A 16,557-nucleotide genomic window follows, 5' to 3' on the forward strand; every position below is an offset into this window, starting at 1 on the left:
TCGGCTACTGCTCGGGATTCTCCACCCAGCCGCTCCTGCACCCCGCGACGAAGAACGCGACGCCGCGCGCGACGTGCTCGTCGAGCTCGGGATCGAGCGCCTTCAAGTCGACTTCGTAGAGCGCCCGCAGCAGCATCGGCACCGCAATGATGTCGAGGAACAGGCGCGCGGTGGTAGGCAGGTGCTCCGGGGCGAAGGCCGGCAGCTTGCCGAGCTCGTCGGATTGCGTCAGCTCGCGCAAGAGGTGAACACCGAGCTCGGTGGCGAGCGCGCGCGCCCTCCGGTTGACGGTGGCGGCGAGATCCGGGAAGCGATGCGCCTCCGCGATCGCAAGCCGCATCAGGCCGATCCGGTCGGCATCAAGGCCCCAGTGCAACAGGGTCGAGGCAACGCTGGTGAGGCGTTCCTCCACCGTCGCGCCGAGCGGCGCGTCCGCCTTGAACTCCGCGATGCGTGACAGGATGTCCCGCGTCACCACCTCGGTGAACAGCGCCCGCTTGTCGCGGAATCGCGCATAAATCGTGCGCTTGCCGGAGCGCGCGGCCTCGGAAATCTCGTCGATGCTGGCGCCTTCGAACCCGCGCTCGAGGAACACCTTGCGCGCGGCATCGAGGATGCGCGCGTCGACCTCGCCGGCCAATTCCTTCGGCGGCCGGCCGGCGCGCACCTCGGCCGGCCTGGTCGCCGTTCTGGTCTTCGGCGCCCGCGGCATCTTCAGGGTACTGGTGGTCATCAGTCTTCCCCGGGTTCCATAGGCCGGTCCGGCCGGCAATATCAAGCAATATAGCCCTATCACATCTAGTTGTAAATAGAACGGTACAGTTCCGTTTCTATTGACGCTGCACTGCCGCGAGACTATTTGTCGCACAGAACGGAACGGTATCGTTCCTTTTTGCGAAGGCCTTGCAGACCTCGCCTGACAGCAGGAGCAGCCATCATGTTTGAAGACACCGTCTTGGAGCGCAACCAAGAAGGGCACGAGCGCATCGAGGGTTCGCCCTCGGCGCCGGCCTCACGCGAGCTCAACGTCACATCCGAGCGGCCGGAGATCACCGCGCGGGCTCCCGCGCAGGAGCGCCCCGCAAGCAAGCAGCCCGCCCCGCCGGAAACAGTCCCGGCAGAAGTCGTCCCACAACGGCGCGGCTTCCTGCGCCGCCATCCGGTGGTCTCCGCGATCGGCGCCGTGCTGCTCGCCGCCACGCTCGGCGGCGGCACGCTCTACATGAACTACAGCGAGCACTTCGAATCCACCGACGACGCCTTCATCGCGGCGCGGCAGTTCGCGCTGGCGCCAAAAGTTTCCGGCTATATCACCGCGGTTCCGGTCACCGACAACCAGCATGTCGCCGCCGGCGACGTGATCGCGCGCATCGACGACCGCGACTATCGGGTCGCGCTGGCGCAGGCCGAGGCGCAGGTCGCGGCCGCCCAGGCCAACATCCAGAATGTCGATGCGCAGCTCGACGTGCAGCAGGCGCAGATCGCAGCCAACCAGGCCCAGGTGGACCAGGCGCAGGCGGCGCTGACCTTCGCCCAGCAGCAGGCGACGCGCTACCAGCATCTGGAGCAGACCGGATACGGCACGGTGCAGAATTCCGAGCAGTACACCTCGCAACTGCATCAGCAGCAGGCGTCCCTCCTGAGCGCGCAGGCGACGCTCAACCTCGGGCAGCGCCAGGTGGAATCGCTGAAGGCGCAGCGCAAGAGCGCGGTCGCGAACCTCGCCCAGGCTGAGGCGCAGCGCGACCAGGCAGAGCTCAATCTGTCCTATACGACGGTCACTGCCGCGCAGCCGGGCCGCGTCGTCAGTCTCTCCGCGGCCGTCGGCCAGTTTGCACAAGCCGGTACCAACCTGACGATGTTCGTGCCCGACCAGACCTGGGTCACCGCGAACTTCAAGGAGATCCAGCTCGACCAGATGCGCCCGGGCGAGAAGGTGACGCTGAAGATCGACGCCTATCCCGGCCGCACCATCAAGGGCCATGTCGAAAGCGTGCAGCCGGGATCGGGCACCGCGTTCTCGCTGCTGCCGGCGCAGAACGCCACCGGCAACTACGTCAAGATCGTTCAGCGCGTGCCAGTCAAGATCGTGATGGACAATCCGCCGACCGACGTCGCGCTTGGCCCGGGCATGTCTGTCGTCCCGACGGTGCGGATCAACCCCGCGCCGTCGCTGCTCGAGCGTCTTGGAAAGCTCTGATCCGGGAGGCTGTCATGAGTGCAGCAGCAATCGATGCCAAAAGCCTCCCTGCTCCGGGCGTTGCCGTCAATCCCTGGCTGATCGCCATCGTGGTTGCGCTCGCAAGCTTCATGGAGGTGCTCGACACCACCATCGCCAACGTCGCGTTGCCTTACATCGCGGGCGGCATGGGTGTGAGCGAGGACGAAGCGTCCTGGGTGGTCACGACCTACCTGGTGTCCAACGCCATCATCCTGACCGTCTCGGGCTTCCTCGCGCGAAGGCTCGGGCGCAAGACCTTCTTCCTGATCTGCCTCGGCATCTTCACGGTGAGTTCTGTGCTGTGCGGCTTCGCGCCCAACCTCAACGCGCTGCTGCTGTTCCGCATCCTGCAGGGCCTCGGCGGCGGCGGCATGGTGCCGGTGGCGCAGTCGATCCTCGCCGACGCGTTCCCGCCGACCAAGCGCGGCCAGGCATTTGCGGTGTTCGGGATCGCCGTCGTGGTGGCGCCGGTGGTCGGGCCGACGCTCGGCGGCTGGCTGTCCGACAATCTGTCCTGGCACTGGTGCTTCCTGATCAACGCCCCGGTCGGCGTGTTCGCGATCGCGCTGATCGCAGCGGTGTTGCAGGAGCCGGCCAAGGCCAAGGGCGCGCAGAAGGCCGCACAGCCGGACAATACGTTTGACTTCATCGGCTTCGCACTGGTCGCGACCTTCCTCGGCGCGCTCGAGGTAACGCTCGACCGCGGTCTCGAGGACGACTGGTTCGCTTCGCCCTTCATCATCACCTTCGCGGCGATCAGCGCCACGGCGTTCGTGCTGATGATCCCGTGGGAGATGACCCGCCGCAATCCGATGATCGACCTCAGGATGGTCGCGACCCGGCAGTTCGGCGCATGCTTCCTGGTGATGCTGGCGACCGGTGCCATCCTGCTCGCGACCACCCAGTTCCTGCCGCAGCTGGTGCAGCAGGATTTCGGCTACACCGCGACCTGGGCCGGCCTCGTGCTCTCACCCGGCGGCGTGGTCACCATGATCATGATGTTCGCGGTCGGCCGGCTCGCCGCCAAGGTGCAGCCGAAATACTTGATCGTCGCCGGCGCGCTGGTGATCGCCGCCTCGATGTACAGCATGACCAACGTTTATGCCGATCTCGGCTTCTGGTTCATGGCGCGCTCGCGCATGCTGATCGGCGTCGGCCTGCCCTTGATCTTCGTGCCGATCATGGCGGCGTCCTATGACGGCATTCCGCCCGACAAGACCGACCAGGCCTCCGCGCTGATCAACGCGGCGCGCAACACCGGCGGCTCGATCGGCGTCTCGATCGTCTCCAACGTGCTGACCCATCGCCAGCAATTCCACCAGAGCCGGCTGGTCGAGCAGGTGACGCCGTCGAGCCCGCAATACCAGGACACGCTGCACCAGGTGACCGATTTCTTCGTCGCCCAGGGCAATTCGCTGGCGCAGGCGCACAGCCAGGCGATCCAGTGGATCGGGCAGCAGGTGCAGACCCAGGCCTCGTTCCTGTCCTACGTGGACGCGTTCTGGGTCCTGATGCTGATCTCGCTGTCGGCGATCCCGCTGGCGCTGACCTTGCGCAAGGTGAAGCTCGGCGGCCCTGCCCCTGTCGGCCACTGACGAGATGCTGAGGCCAGCTGCGATACGCCCGCGCCACCGATCGGCGCGGGCGTGTTGATTCCGGATCGTCTCGACGCAGATCAAATACCGCGGGTGGCGGCAATGATCGTATCCCGCAGCCAGCGGTGCGCTGGCAGATCGTCGAAGCGGCGGTGCCAGCTCATGACGCTCTGCAGCTTGGATGCGTCGAACGGCAGCTCACGCATCTCGATCGGATAGGCGCGACGGAATTCGAGCGCGAGCTTGCGCCCGAGGATCGCCACCATGTTCGATTGCACCAGGACCGCGCCGGCGGACAGATACGGCACATCGGACGCAATGATGCGGCTCGCCTTGCCGGCCCGCAGCCAGGCATCGACGAAATCCAGATCCTCTCCGCTGGAGGTGATTGCAAGGTGCGGCAGCTCGACCAGCGTTTCGCCCGTCAGCTTCTTGCGCAAGGCCGGGTGACCGGCCCGCAGCACCGCGACGAAGCGGTCCTCGATCAACCGGCTGGCGGCAAAGCGCTCGCCCTCCAGCGCGCGGGCGGAGATCGCAAGATCGAGCTCGGCGCGATCGAGCCGGTCGGCGAGATTGAGCGTCCCGCTCGGCACCAGCGTCAGCCGCACCCTGGGTGCCTGCGCGCGCACCGCCGCGATGATCGCGCCGGCCGCGACCACTGCGGCATAATTGTTGACGGCAATGGTGAAGCGCCGCTCCGCCTGCGCCGGATCGAACCGATCGCCCTCGACCGCGAGCTGCAACTCATTGAGCGCCTTGCGGACCGGCAGCGCCAGCGCTTCCGCCCGCGGCGTCGGGAGCATGCCCGACGGCGTACGGACGAACAGCTGGTCTTTCAGCGCATGACGCAGCCGGTTCAGCGCGTGGCTCACTGCGGGCTGGCTGATGGCAAGCGCGCCGGCCGCGCGCACCACGCTGCGCTCGCGCATGATGGCGTCGAACACCAAGAGGAGATTGAGATCGAGATTGCGCATCCGCATGCCGCATCATGCATGATATGAATTGGTGGATAAAGACAATTCATTTGAATAATATCGGGCTGAGGCCCAGCTTCCGGGCATGTCCGAGAGCCCGCACAGCGCAATCGCAGCCCGGCCCCGTCGCGCCACGACGGGCGTGCTGGTCGGCGTCCTGGTCGCCCCCGATGCCGCGTCCATCGCCGTGCCTGAAACCTTCGCGCGTTGGCGCCGGCTGACGCCGCTGGCGACGTGGCTGCCGATCGAGCTCCGCGAAGCGAGCTATGCCGGCATCCTGAGCGGCGTCGCGGACGCACTCGATCGCGTCGGCGTGATCCCGCGGCAGCTGATCCTGCTCGGCGAGGGATCGGTCGCGCGGCGCATGCTCGAACTGGCGCTGCGGGGCGCGCTGCCCTGCGGCGGCATTGTCGCGATCGACATCGCCTCCGACATGCTGCCGTTTCACATCGTGCCGACGGTGACCGCGATCCGGCTCGTCGTTCATCGCAACGACGATGTGCCGCAAGGCGGTTTGATCGGCGCGTTGCGCGCCGCCGATCTCGACGCACGCATCATTCACCTCGATTTGACCGCCGGCCGCAGCGCGGAAGCGGCCGCGGCGAGCGCAACTGAAACCTTTGTCCTGGAGCTGGTTGCAACGATCGGCCGCCGGACAACCGATGGAGCTGGTGACCCATGAGATCGAAGACCTTCAAGCTCGCTTGCGCGGGCCTTGTGGCAACCGCCGCAATCGGCGCCGGCGCTTACGTCGTGCATCGGCCGGACGGTGTAACGGACCACGCATCGGCGGCTCAGTCGACGACCACCACATCAGCCGTTCCGGTGACGGCGGCGAGGGTCCTGCAGCATGACGTGCCGATCGTGCTCGAGGGACTGGGCACGGTGACGCCGATCAACACGGCGACCATACGCACCCAGGTGCAGGGCACGCTCGACAGCGTCGATTTCGTCGAGGGCAAGCAGGTAAAGCGCGGCGATGTGCTCGCCAGGATCGACCCGCGGGTCTACGAGGCCCAGGTCGATCAGGCCGAGGCCGCGCTGGCGCGCGACGAGGCGAGCCTGAAGAACGCCCGGACCAATCTGGCGCGAACGCAGCCGCTCGCCAATCGCGGCTTTGCGACCCAGCAACTGCTCGACACCCAGGATTCGCAGGTCACGCAAGGCGAAGGCACCGTCGCGCTCGACAAGGCCGCGCTGGAAGCCGCGCAGACCCAGCTCAGCTTCGCCACGATCACCGCGCCGTTCGACGGCGTCACCGGCATCCGCCGCATCGATCCCGGCAACATCGTGCACCCGACCGACACCAACGGGCTTGTTGTCCTCACCCAGCTGCAGCCGATCGCGGTGATCTTCACGCTGCCGTCCGGCGAAATCCCGAGCGTGCGGCAGGCACTGGCGTCCGGAGACGCATCGGTCGACGTCTATGATGCACAGAACAAGCGCAAGCTCGACCACGGCAGCCTGATGCTGATCAACAACCAGGTCGACAGCACGAGCGGCACCGTGCAGCTCAAGGCATCCTTTCCCAATGCCGGCAACACGCTGTGGCCCGGCAGTTTCGTCAACGTCCATCTGACGATCGCGGTTCGCCACGACGCGCTCACCGTGCCGCTGACGGCGGTGCGCCAGGGACCGGACGGCAGCTTCGCCTATGTGGTCGGCGCGAACAGTGTCGTCGGCATCCGCAATGTCACGACCGGCCAATCGCGCGACGGGCAGGTCCTGATCGAGCAAGGCCTTGCGGCCAACGAGACCGTCGTCACCGCCGGTCAGTACCGGCTCAATCCGGGGACGAAGGTCGAGATCGTGGCCGATGACAAGAAAGACCAGGTCCAGGACGCAACCACCGCAAGCGCAGGCATGCTGCCATGAACATCTCCGCAGGTTTTATCCGCAAGCCCGTCGCCACCGCCTTTCTGGCCATCGCCATCGTGCTGGTCGGCCTGATCGCCTTCGTGCGGCTGCCGGTCTCGGCGCTGCCGACGGTGGATACCCCGACCATCCAGGTCACCGCGCAACTGCCCGGCGCCGATCCGCAGACGATGGCGTCCTCAGTCGCGACGCCGCTGGAGCGGCAATTCGGCCAGATCGCAGGTCTCACCGGGATGAGCTCGAGCAGCGGGCTCGGCAACACCCAGATCACGCTGCAGTTCGCGCTGAACCGCAGCGTCGATGCGGCCGCGCAGGACGTGCAGACCGCGATCGATGCAGCATCGGGGCAATTGCCCAAGACCATGCCCTCGCCGCCGACCTTCCACAAGGTCAACCCGGCCGACGTGCCGGTGCTGCTGATCGCACTGATGTCGGACACCGAGCCTCTAACCAAGGTCGACGATTATGCCGACAGCATTTTGGCGCAGAAATTGTCGCAGGTGCCGGGCGTCTCGCTTGTCACCATCGGCGGCATGCAAAAGCCGTCGATCCGGGTGCAGGTCAATCCGGCCAAGCTCGCCGCCGCGGGGCTCGATCTTGAGCAATTGCGCACCACGCTCGGCAACATCACCGTGAACCAGCCCAAGGGCGTGCTCTACGGCAGCCAGCAAGCCTATACGCTCGCCACCAACGACCAGGTGCTGGTCGCGAACAAGTATGACGATCTGATCATCGCCTATCGCAACGGCGCCCCGGTCCGCCTGCGCGATATCGGGCATGCCATCGTGGCCGCCGAGGACGTCACCCTGCATGGCTGGTACAACGACAAGCCCGCGGTCGTCCTCGCGATCCAGCGCCAGCCCGGCGCCAACGTGATCAGCACCGTCGATGGCATCAAGAAGCTGCTGCCGCAGCTGGTGTCGAGCCTGCCGTCCGACATCAAGGTCGAGATCGCCTCCGACCGCACCCAGACCATCCGCGCCAGCGTCGCCGACGTTCAGCTCACTCTGGTGCTGACCATTGCACTGGTGGTCGGCGTGATCTTCCTGTTCCTGCGCAATCTGTGGGCGACCATCATCCCTGCGGTCTCCGTCCCGATCTCGCTGATCGGCACCTTCGGCGTGATGTATCTGCTCAACTACAGCCTCGACAATCTGTCGCTGATGGGCCTGTCGATCGCGGTCGGCTTCGTCGTCGACGATGCCATCGTGATGATCGAGAACATCTCGCGACATATCGAGGAAGGTCTCTCCCCGATGCAGGCCGCCCTGAAGGGCGCCGGCGAGATCGGCTTCACCATCGTCTCGATCTCGGTCTCGCTGATCGCGGTGTTCATTCCGCTGCTGCTGATGGGCGGGGTGATCGGCCGCATGTTCCAGGAATTCGCCGTCACCGTGTGCGTTGCCATCGTGGTGTCGGTGATCGTCTCGGTAACCCTGACACCGATGATGTGCGCCTGGCTGCTGTCGCCGCACCAGGGCGGCAATGCCGGCGCGGTATCGCGCGCGCTGGAACGCGGCTTCATTGCGATCCAGGCCGCCTACGAGTCTGTGCTTGCCAGGGCGCTGCGCTACAAGGCAACGACCATGTCGGTCATGCTGGCAAGCGTCGTGGTGACCGCCCTGCTGTTCGTGGCCATCCCCAAGGGCTTCTTTCCGCAGCAGGACACCGGCATGATCACCGGCATCACCGAGGCCTCGGCGGATATCTCGCCGGCGCAGATGGCGACGCTGCAACGCAGCGTCATCGACGTCATCGCCAGCAATCCCTCGGTTGCCAACGCGACCGGCTATATCGGACCGGGCGGCCCGACCGTGACCGAGAACAACGGCCGCCTGTTCGTGCTGCTAAAGCCGCGCAACGAGCGCAATGCGTCCGCCGACCAGGTGATCCGGCAGCTCGACACCGAGTTGCAGAAGATCAAGGGGATGTCGGTGTTCATGCAGGCGACGCAGGATATCAATCTCGCCAGCCGCCTGTCCAAGACGCAGTATCAGTTCACCCTCACCGACGTGAATCAGGACGAGCTCAATCTGTGGGCCGGCAAGCTGTATCAGAAGCTGAAGACGTTGCCGGAACTGGCCGACGTCGCCACCGACCAGGCCAACGCCGCGCGTCAGCTCAAGCTGCAGATCGACCGTGATGCGGCCTCCCGCCTCGGCATCGATCCGGCCGCGGTGGACAACACGCTTTATGATTCATTCGGCCAGCGTCACGTCGCCCAGCTGTTCACGACGCTCAACACCTATTACGTGATCCTCGAGGTCGATCCGTCGTTCCAGCTCGGCCCCTACGCGCTCAACCGCATCTATGTCCGCTCGTCCGCGGGGACGATGGTGCCGTTGAGCCAGATCGCGAGCATCGACTACGGCACCGCGCCGCTCTCAGTGAACCACCAGAGCCAGTTTCCGTCGGTCACGCTGAGCTTCAATCTGGCGCCGGGCACGGCGGTGGGGACCGCGGTCGCAGCGGTCCAGAAGGCGACCGCCGACCTCAAGGTACCGTCGACCGTGGTCACCAGCTTCCAGGGCAATGCGCAGGCGTTCCAGGCCGCGCTCGCGTCGACGCCGATCCTGATCCTCGCCGCGGTGGTCGCGGTCTATCTGATCCTCGGCATGCTCTATGAGAGCACGATCCATCCGATCACGATTCTCTCGACCCTGCCGTCCGCCGGGCTCGGCGCGCTACTCGCGCTGTGGGCGTTTGGCTTCGGGCTCGACGTGATCGGCCTGGTCGGCATCATCTTGCTGATCGGCATCGTGCAGAAGAACGGCATCATGCTGATCGATTTCGCGCTGGAAGCCGAACGACACCAGCATCTCCCTGCCGAGCAGTCGGTCTATATGGCCTGCAAGGCGCGCTTCCGCCCGATCCTGATGACGACGATGTGCGCGATGCTCGGCGGCGTGCCGCTGATGATCGGCACTGGCACCGGATCGGAGCTGCGTCAGCCGCTCGGCTTTGCCATCGTCGGCGGCCTGATCGTCTCGCAGCTGATGACGCTGTTCACCACACCTGTCGTCTACATCTATCTCGACGGCCTGACCCGCTGGTTCGCCAGGCTGCACCCGAATGCGAAGAAGACCGCACCACACAAACCCGAGGTGGCGTTATGACCTGGCTCTGCGCCGTGAGCTCGCCTCAGCCTGCCCTGCGCCGCTGGCCGCGCCACCACAGCCCGAAGGCGATCGCGACTGCGGCGGCCAGCGAGAACCAGGTGATGGCGTACTGCATGTGGTCGTCCTTGAGCCGCACCTTGAGCGGCCCGGGCTTCGGCGTGCCGCTGTCGGGCACCGGCGCCTCGAGGTCGATGTAGAACGGCGCGAGCTGGGCTCCATCTTTGCCCCAACCGAGCGCCTGCGCCATCGCGCGATGATCGCGCACGAACCACAGCCGCTTCGTCGGATCCTCCTTCGGCGTCAGCCGGCCCGGCGGCTCAGGGAAGCGGATGTAGCCGGTCAGCTCGACCGGCGCGCCGGTGACGAGGCGGCCTGTGACGCGATCCTCGAAGGCACGGTCCTGCATCGTGTTCTGCACGAAGCCGGTATTGATCACGATGGTCTCGCCGCTGGCGAGCTTGGCCGGCAGGAACGCCCAGGTGCCGGGTCCCGCGACATCGTCGCGTACCGCCGAGCCGGAGCTGAAGACCATCGCGTCCGGCTGTTTCGCGTAGGTCGCGGTCAGGGTGACGCGGCGGAATTCATCCTTGGCCGACGTCACCGTGGGCCACGCCGATGGCGGCGGCAGCGCTTCGGTCGGCGCGGCCAGCCGCTCGTCGAGTACGGCAATCAGCGCATGCTTCTCGACCCGGCGCTGCAATTGCCAGACGCCGAGGGCGACGAACACCGCGATCAGGATCAGCGTGAAAATGCCGAAGCCGGCCGCGCTCGGCCGTTGAGAGCCTTTTGACGCGCTTCCTTCGCGCGAACCGGTACCCACTTCGCTGGAAGACGCTGTATTCGTCGTGTCGTTCATTGCGGGTCGCGCTCGATCAATTGGCCTTCGGCGGCCTTGTGGTGGAATTGCAGCGCGATCAGAAGCGCCTTCATGGATCGCAGCGGCAGGATCGTGGTGACCACGATCAGCGGCAGCCACAACGCGGCGTGAACCCAGAACGGCGGCTGGTACTTCACCTCGACGATCAGCGCCGCCGCGACCACGATGGCGCCGGCGAGCATGATAACGAAGATCGCTGGCCCGTCGCCGGCATCGATGAAGGCGAAGTCGAGGTCGCAGGCCTGGCAGCGCGGCGCCAATGTCAGGAAGCCGGAATAGAGCTTGCCCTTGCCGCAACGCGGACAGCGGCAAGCAATGCCGCGGAGCGCACTTTCAGTCACAGTGGGCGGGGTATCCGTCATCGGTTCTCTTCAAAAGCAAAGGGGGCGGCCATCGGGCCGCCCCCTCTTAGCACGTCAGCGAAGTTAGTGTGCGCCGTGCGCCATCGACTCGGCGCCGTGGCCCCAGACGTAGATGCAGATGAACAGGAACAGCCAGACCACGTCGACGAAGTGCCAGTACCAGGCGGCGAACTCGAAGCCGAGGTGCTGCTTCGGCGTGAAGTGGCCGGCATAGGCGCGGATCAGGCAGACCAGGAGGAAGATGGTGCCGACCAGCACGTGGAAGCCGTGGAACCCGGTCGCCATGAAGAAGGTCGCACCGTAGACGTTGCCGCCGAACGAGAACGTCGCATGGGCGTACTCATAGGCCTGCACGCAGGTGAAACAGGCGCCGAGGATCACGGTGAGGATCAGGCCCTGCTTGAGGCCCTGGCGGTCGTTCTCCAAGAGCGCATGGTGCGCCCAGGTGACTGTCGTGCCCGAGGTCAGCAGCAGCAGCGTGTTGAGCAGCGGCAGATGCCAGGGATCGAAGGTCTCGATGCCATGCGGCGGCCAGGTGCCGGGAACCGAGCAGGCGCCCATCGCCGTGCCGGCGCCGCAGCCGAACACCGCATCGCGGGTGGCGTGCACCGCATCGGCCGGGAATAGCGCCGAATTGAAGAACGCCCAGAACCAAGCGACGAAGAACATCACTTCGGAGGCGATGAACAGGATCATGCCGTAGCGGTGGCTGATCTGCACCACGCGGGTGTGGTCGCCCTTGTACTGGGCTTCCTTGATCACGTCGCCCCACCAGCTCGCCATGGTGTAGAGCACGCCGATGGTGCCCACGCCGAACACGATCGGCGCGGCGGAGAACATGTGGTGCATCCAGCCGATCGCACCGAGCGCCATGATGAAGGCCGAGACCGAGCCGACAACCGGCCACGGGCTCGGGTCGACGAGATGATAGTCGTGATGCTTGACTTGCGCCTCAGCCATTGCCGTCTCTCCATTCGCGTGCCGCAAGGCACGTCTTAATCTTAAAATTCCAATCTCATCAGCATGATCTTCTCGGAAAACCGGTCCCCACTTTTCCGGATCATGCTCTAGCCGCCCTTGCGCTGCTCCGCTTCGCCCGCAGCCACGGGCTTCGGCGCGGCATCGCGCACGGGGAAGAAGGTGTAGGACAAAGTGATGTTCTTCAGCGTGTCGTTCTCGCTGTCCTTGGCCAGCGCCGGATCGACATAGAACACCACGGCCATCTCGCGCTTCTCGCCCGGCGCCATGGTCTGTTCGGTGAAGCAGAAGCAGTTGATCTTCTGGAAATAGGCGCCGACCGTCAGCGGCGCGACGTTGTAAGCGGCTTGTCCCGTCGTGGTGCGCGCCGACTGGTTGGTCACGGTGTAATAGACCGTGACGACCTGGCCGATCTTGACGTCGATCGTGTTCTGCTCGGCCTCGAACTTCCAGGGCAGGCCCGGCGCGACGTTGGAATCGAAGCTGACCGAGATGGTGCGCGCGAGCGGCGCATCCGTCGGCACCGAGGTCGCAACCTGGGTGGTGCCGTTGAAGCCGGTGGTGCGGCAGAACCAGTTGTAGAACGGCACGGCGGCGTAGGACGCGCCGACCATCAACACCACGACGAAGCCGCAGATCGACGCGACAATGGCGTCGCGCGTCAGCACGCGGCGCGTGACTTTCGCGCCCTTGGCTTGCGGAGCCTGCGGTGCACCCTGGTTTGCCATCTCACTCATAGCGGCCGCACCAGCACGGCCGGCCCCTTGACGAGAGTGACGGCGAAGAACAGCACGACCATCACGCCGAGCGCCAGCGCAATGGCGATCGAGCGCTGGCGGCGGCTCTTGAGCTGCGCCTCAGTGAGGACGATTCCTTCTGGTTCGCGTTTCTCGTCCATTGCTATCCCATGCGCCCCCATCTTGCCCCCCCGGCGTCCCTACCCGATGAAGACAGGAAGGATCGCGCGGACGACGACCTCGGCAAGGAGGACGGCAAACAGCGCGAACAGATAGAGGATCGAGAAGGCGAACAGCCGGCGCGTGGCGCGGTTGGCGGCTGTGCCTTCACGGCGGCGATAGACCTCGACGGCGAGCCACAGCATGCCGGCGCCCAGAACCAGCGAAGTGACGCCGTAGATCGCGTCGAAATAGCCGAGCGGCCACGGCGCCAGCGCGATCGCGACCAGCACGATGGTGTAGAGCAGGATCTGCAGCCGGGTCGCGTCGGGACCGGCGACCACCGGCAGCATCGGGATGCCGGCGCGCGCATAGTCGTCGCTGCGGAACAGCGCCAGCGCCCAGAAGTGCGGCGGGGTCCAGAAGAAGATGATCAGGAACAGCAGGATCGGCTCGACCGAGAGCGAGCCGGTCGCAGCCGCCCATGCCACCACCGGCGGCAGCGCGCCGGCAGCGCCGCCGATCACGATGTTCTGCGCGGTCCAGCGCTTCAGCAACATCGTGTAAATCACGGCATAGAAGAAGATGGTGAAGGCAAGCAGCCCGCCCGCCACCCAGTTGACCAGGATGCCGAGCGTCATCACCGAGAAGAAGGCGAGCGTCAGACCGAAAGCGGCCGCCTCGGCCTGGGTGATCTTGCCGCGCGGGATCGGCCGGTTGGCAGTGCGCGACATCAAGGCGTCGACGTCGCTCTCATAGGCCATGTTGAGCGCGCCCGAGGCGCCGGCGCCGACCGCGATGCAGAGGATCGAGGTGAATGCCAGCACCGGATGGACATGCACCGGCGCGATCATCAGCCCGACCAGCGCGGTGAAGATCACCAGCGACATCACGCGCGGCTTCAACAGCGCGATGTAGTCGCCCACTTCGGCCTCGGAAATCCGGGGCAGCTCGATGGCGTTGTGATCGACAACCGACAAGATCAGGTCTCACTTCTCTTAGAAAGGCGCGGCGCACCCCGGGGTGCGCCGCGTTGTCTTGGACTTACTGCACGCGGGGCAGCACTTCGAACTGGTGGAAAGGCGGCGGCGAGGTCAGCGTCCATTCCAGCGTGGTCGCACCCGCACCCCACGGATTGTTCGCAGCCTGCTCCTTGCGGACGAAGGCGTCGATCACGCCGTAAATGAAGATCAAGACGCCGACGCCGGAGATGTAGGAGCCCCAGGAGGAGATCAGGTTCCAGCCGGCGAACGCATCCGGATAGTCGACGTAGCGGCGCGGCATGCCCGACAGGCCGAGGAAGTGCTGCGGGAAGAACACCAGGTTGACGCCGATGAAGGTAAACCAGAAGTGCGCCTTGGCGATCCGCTCCGAGTACATGTAACCGAACATCTTCGGGAACCAGTAGTACCAGCCGGCGAAGATGCCGAACACGGCGCCGAGCGACAGCACGTAGTGGAAGTGCGCCACGACGTAATAGGTGTCCTGCAGCACGCGGTCGACGCCGGCGTTGGCCAGCACGACGCCGGTGACGCCGCCGACGGTGAACAGGAAGATGAAGCCGATCGCCCAGATCATCGGCGCCTTGAACTCGATCGAGCCGCCCCACATCGTGGCGATCCACGAGAAGATCTTCACGCCGGTCGGCACCGCGATCACCATCGTGGCGGCGACGAAATAGGCCTGCGTCGCCGACGACATGCCGACGGTGTACATGTGGTGCGCCCACACCACGAAGCCGATGCCGCCGATCGCGACCATGGCGTAGGCCATGCCGAGATAGCCGAACACGGGCTTGCGCGAGAAGGTGGAGACGATCTGGCTGACCATGCCGAAGGCGGGCAGGATCAGGATGTACACTTCGGGGTGGCCGAAGAACCAGAACAGATGCTGGAACAGCACGGGGTCGCCGCCGCCGTCAGCCGCAAAGAAGGTGGTGCCGAAATTGCGGTCGGTCAGCAGCATGGTGATCGCACCGGCGAGCACCGGCAGCGACAACAGCAGCAGGAACACAGTCACCAGGATCGACCACACGAACAGCGGCATCTTGTGCAGGGTCATGCCCGGCGCGCGCATGTTGAAGATCGTGGTGATGAAGTTGATGGCGCCGAGGATCGACGACGCACCGGCGAGATGCAGCGACAGGATCGCGAAATCGACTGCCGGACCGGGATGGCCCGAGGTCGACAACGGCGCGTACATGGTCCAGCCCGCACCGACGCCGTTGGCGCCCGGCTCACCCTCGACGAAGGTGGACAGCAGCAGCAGCGCGAACGAGGCCGGCAGCAGCCAGAACGAGATGTTGTTCATGCGCGGGAACGCCATGTCCGGCGCGCCGATCATCAGCGGCACCATCCAGTTGCCGAACCCGCCGATCATCGCCGGCATGACCATGAAGAAGATCATGATCAGACCGTGCGAGGTCACGAACACGTTATAAGTGTGGGTTTCGTGGAATATCTGGACGCCCGGGTACATCAACTCGGCACGGATCGCGATCGACATCGCCGCGCCGATGATGCCCGCGATCACCGCAAAGACAAGGTACATCGTACCGATATCCTTGTGGTTCGTGGAGTAGAGATAGCGCCGCCATCCGGTCGGATGGTGGGCGTGATCATCATGGGCGTGATCGTCGTGTGTCGCTGCGCCTGTCGCCATGTTCAAAATCCTGCCTTGCAGTCCCTCTTGGACCTTGCGGTCCCATCGCCCTTATTCCATCCGCGCCGCAAGCCGTCAGGCTTACTGCGCCGCCTGACCAGCCGAGGCGTAGGAATTCGCCGGATTGGTCGCAAACTTCTTCTTCGCCCCTTCAACCCAGGTCGCGAACTCCTGGTCGCTGACGACCCGCACCGCGATCGGCATGAAGGCGTGGTCCTTGCCGCACAGTTCCGAGCACTGGCCGTAGAACACGCCGGTCTTGGTGGCCTTAAACCAGCTCTCGTTGAGACGGCCGGGGACCGAGTCGATCTTCACGCCGAAGGCCGGCACCGCGAAGGAGTGGATCACGTCGGCGCCGGTGGTCTGGATCCGCACCACCTTGTTGACCGGGACCACCATCTCGTTGTCGACGCCGAGCAGCCGGGGCTGCTTGTCCTTGTCGAGCAGCGAGTCGAATTCGAACTTGCCGTTATCCGGGTAGGCGTAGGACCAGTACCACTGCTTGCCGGTGACCTTCACGGTGAGGTCCGGCTTCGGCACATCGAGCTCCAGGAACAGCAGGCGGAACGACGGCACCGCGATGCCGACCAGGATCAGGACCGGGATCAGCGTCCAGGCCACTTCGATCAGGGTGTTGTGGGTGGTCTTGGAGGGGACCGGATTGGCCTTGGCGTTGAACTTCACCACCACGATGACGAGCAGCGCCAGCACGAACAGGGTGATGACGGTGATCAGCACCAGCAGGAAATTGTGAAACCAGATGATGTTTTCCATCACCGGGGTCGCAGCCTCCTGCAGCGTGTGCTCCCACGGCGCCGGCTGCCCCATTTCGGCGAAGGCCGATCCCGCGGCGACTGACGCCACACCCGCCACCGCCAACCCCAGCAATTGCCTGCCCAACCGGCCAATCGACATCTTCATGCCGTTCGCGCTCCCTTGCATTATTCCCCAACGCACCCCCGGCACGTGACCGGAGATACAGCACGATCCGCCCTGACA

Annotated in this window: 15 protein-coding genes; 5 read left to right on the plus strand and 10 right to left on the minus strand. The window is 65.3% G+C overall.

Annotated features, from left to right (window positions below; genetic code table 11):
* Positions 1–4: 4 nt before the first annotated feature.
* Positions 5–733: a TetR/AcrR family transcriptional regulator gene (locus CO675_RS35905; protein ID WP_097676609.1), complete on the minus strand. Its 729-nt coding sequence runs from the start codon at positions 731–733 to the stop codon at positions 5–7.
* 204 nt (positions 734–937) lie between these two features.
* On the opposite strand from CO675_RS35905, the gene CO675_RS35910 reads away from it, so the two are divergent.
* Both CO675_RS35910 and CO675_RS35915 read left to right on the plus strand, forming a co-directional pair.
* Positions 938–2,200, plus strand: coding sequence for an HlyD family secretion protein (locus CO675_RS35910; protein ID WP_502693438.1), 1,263 nt, complete (start codon positions 938–940; stop codon positions 2,198–2,200).
* A 14-nt stretch (positions 2,201–2,214) separates the two neighbouring features.
* Positions 2,215–3,816 (plus strand): DHA2 family efflux MFS transporter permease subunit, encoded by a 1,602-nt coding sequence (locus CO675_RS35915; RefSeq protein ID WP_097676610.1) that lies wholly within the window; start codon positions 2,215–2,217, stop codon positions 3,814–3,816.
* An 80-nt stretch (positions 3,817–3,896) separates the two neighbouring features.
* Here CO675_RS35915 and CO675_RS35920 read toward each other — a convergent pair whose 3' ends face one another.
* The gene (locus tag CO675_RS35920) at positions 3,897–4,796 is read right to left on the minus strand and encodes a LysR substrate-binding domain-containing protein (RefSeq protein ID WP_097676611.1); all 900 of its coding nucleotides are present in this window, start codon (positions 4,794–4,796) and stop codon (positions 3,897–3,899) included.
* A 79-nt stretch (positions 4,797–4,875) separates the two neighbouring features.
* Between CO675_RS35920 and CO675_RS35925 the strand changes: the two genes are divergently transcribed.
* Genes CO675_RS35925 through CO675_RS35935 form a run of 3 tightly spaced genes read left to right on the plus strand, consistent with a single transcriptional unit; the run spans position 4,876 to position 9,781 of the window.
* A complete protein-coding gene (locus CO675_RS35925; protein ID WP_245453060.1) occupies positions 4,876–5,472 on the plus strand; it encodes a hypothetical protein in 597 nt (198 codons plus the stop codon).
* Entirely contained in the window at positions 5,469–6,665 is a 1,197-nt protein-coding gene (locus CO675_RS35930; protein ID WP_097676612.1) for an efflux RND transporter periplasmic adaptor subunit, read from the plus strand. Before CO675_RS35925 ends, CO675_RS35930 begins: the two co-directional genes overlap by 4 nt.
* Positions 6,662–9,781 carry an efflux RND transporter permease subunit gene (locus CO675_RS35935; RefSeq protein ID WP_097676613.1) on the plus strand — a complete coding sequence of 1,040 codons (3,120 nt, stop codon included), beginning with the start codon at positions 6,662–6,664 and terminating at the stop codon, positions 9,779–9,781. Before CO675_RS35930 ends, CO675_RS35935 begins: the two co-directional genes overlap by 4 nt.
* Positions 9,782–9,806: 25 nt before the next feature.
* Here CO675_RS35935 and CO675_RS35940 read toward each other — a convergent pair whose 3' ends face one another.
* The 8 genes from CO675_RS35940 to coxB all read right to left on the minus strand — a co-directional run bounded on the left by CO675_RS35940 (position 9,807) and on the right by coxB (position 16,479).
* Complete coding sequence (locus tag CO675_RS35940; protein ID WP_245453061.1) at positions 9,807–10,640, minus strand: SURF1 family protein; 834 nt, start codon at positions 10,638–10,640, stop codon at positions 9,807–9,809.
* Positions 10,637–11,023, minus strand: coding sequence for a DUF983 domain-containing protein (locus tag CO675_RS35945; protein WP_097676614.1), 387 nt, complete (start codon positions 11,021–11,023; stop codon positions 10,637–10,639). Before CO675_RS35945 ends, CO675_RS35940 begins: the two co-directional genes overlap by 4 nt.
* 63 nt (positions 11,024–11,086) lie before the next feature.
* On the minus strand, positions 11,087–11,983 hold the full coding sequence (locus CO675_RS35950; RefSeq protein WP_021076884.1) for a cytochrome c oxidase subunit 3: 897 nt from the start codon (positions 11,981–11,983) through the stop codon (positions 11,087–11,089).
* A 107-nt stretch (positions 11,984–12,090) separates the two neighbouring features.
* Positions 12,091–12,729, minus strand: a complete 639-nt coding sequence (locus CO675_RS35955) for a cytochrome c oxidase assembly protein (protein WP_097676615.1) — start codon at positions 12,727–12,729, stop codon at positions 12,091–12,093.
* A gap of 5 nt (positions 12,730–12,734) precedes the next feature.
* Positions 12,735–12,899 (minus strand): cytochrome c oxidase system small membrane protein, encoded by a 165-nt coding sequence (locus CO675_RS35960; protein WP_176528844.1) that lies wholly within the window; start codon positions 12,897–12,899, stop codon positions 12,735–12,737.
* Positions 12,900–12,938: 39 nt separating this feature from the next.
* A complete protein-coding gene (locus CO675_RS35965) occupies positions 12,939–13,877 on the minus strand; it encodes a heme o synthase (RefSeq protein ID WP_097676617.1) in 939 nt (312 codons plus the stop codon).
* A 64-nt stretch (positions 13,878–13,941) separates the two neighbouring features.
* Complete coding sequence (gene ctaD, locus CO675_RS35970; protein ID WP_097676618.1) at positions 13,942–15,558, minus strand: cytochrome c oxidase subunit I; 1,617 nt, start codon at positions 15,556–15,558, stop codon at positions 13,942–13,944.
* 81 nt (positions 15,559–15,639) lie between these two features.
* On the minus strand, positions 15,640–16,479 hold the full coding sequence (gene coxB / locus CO675_RS35975; RefSeq protein ID WP_097676655.1) for a cytochrome c oxidase subunit II: 840 nt from the start codon (positions 16,477–16,479) through the stop codon (positions 15,640–15,642).
* Positions 16,480–16,557: the final 78 nt, after the last annotated feature.

It is taken from the genome of Bradyrhizobium sp. C9, assembly GCF_002532045.1.
In the GTDB taxonomy this organism is placed as follows: domain Bacteria; phylum Pseudomonadota; class Alphaproteobacteria; order Rhizobiales; family Xanthobacteraceae; genus Bradyrhizobium.

Coding starts and splice junctions, on each gene's coding strand:
- CO675_RS35905 (WP_097676609.1), bottom strand. CDS start 733: ATGACCACCAGTACCCTGAAGATGCCGCGGGCGCCGAAGACCAGAACG.
- CO675_RS35910 (WP_502693438.1), top strand. CDS start 938: ATGTTTGAAGACACCGTCTTGGAGCGCAACCAAGAAGGGCACGAGCGC.
- CO675_RS35915 (WP_097676610.1), top strand. CDS start 2,215: ATGAGTGCAGCAGCAATCGATGCCAAAAGCCTCCCTGCTCCGGGCGTT.
- CO675_RS35920 (WP_097676611.1), bottom strand. CDS start 4,796: ATGCGGATGCGCAATCTCGATCTCAATCTCCTCTTGGTGTTCGACGCC.
- CO675_RS35925 (WP_245453060.1), top strand. CDS start 4,876: ATGTCCGAGAGCCCGCACAGCGCAATCGCAGCCCGGCCCCGTCGCGCC.
- CO675_RS35930 (WP_097676612.1), top strand. CDS start 5,469: ATGAGATCGAAGACCTTCAAGCTCGCTTGCGCGGGCCTTGTGGCAACC.
- CO675_RS35935 (WP_097676613.1), top strand. CDS start 6,662: ATGAACATCTCCGCAGGTTTTATCCGCAAGCCCGTCGCCACCGCCTTT.
- CO675_RS35940 (WP_245453061.1), bottom strand. CDS start 10,640: ATGAACGACACGACGAATACAGCGTCTTCCAGCGAAGTGGGTACCGGT.
- CO675_RS35945 (WP_097676614.1), bottom strand. CDS start 11,023: ATGACGGATACCCCGCCCACTGTGACTGAAAGTGCGCTCCGCGGCATT.
- CO675_RS35950 (WP_021076884.1), bottom strand. CDS start 11,983: ATGGCTGAGGCGCAAGTCAAGCATCACGACTATCATCTCGTCGACCCG.
- CO675_RS35955 (WP_097676615.1), bottom strand. CDS start 12,729: ATGGCAAACCAGGGTGCACCGCAGGCTCCGCAAGCCAAGGGCGCGAAA.
- CO675_RS35960 (WP_176528844.1), bottom strand. CDS start 12,899: ATGGACGAGAAACGCGAACCAGAAGGAATCGTCCTCACTGAGGCGCAG.
- ctaD (WP_097676618.1), bottom strand. CDS start 15,558: ATGGCGACAGGCGCAGCGACACACGACGATCACGCCCATGATGATCAC.
- coxB (WP_097676655.1), bottom strand. CDS start 16,479: ATGAAGATGTCGATTGGCCGGTTGGGCAGGCAATTGCTGGGGTTGGCG.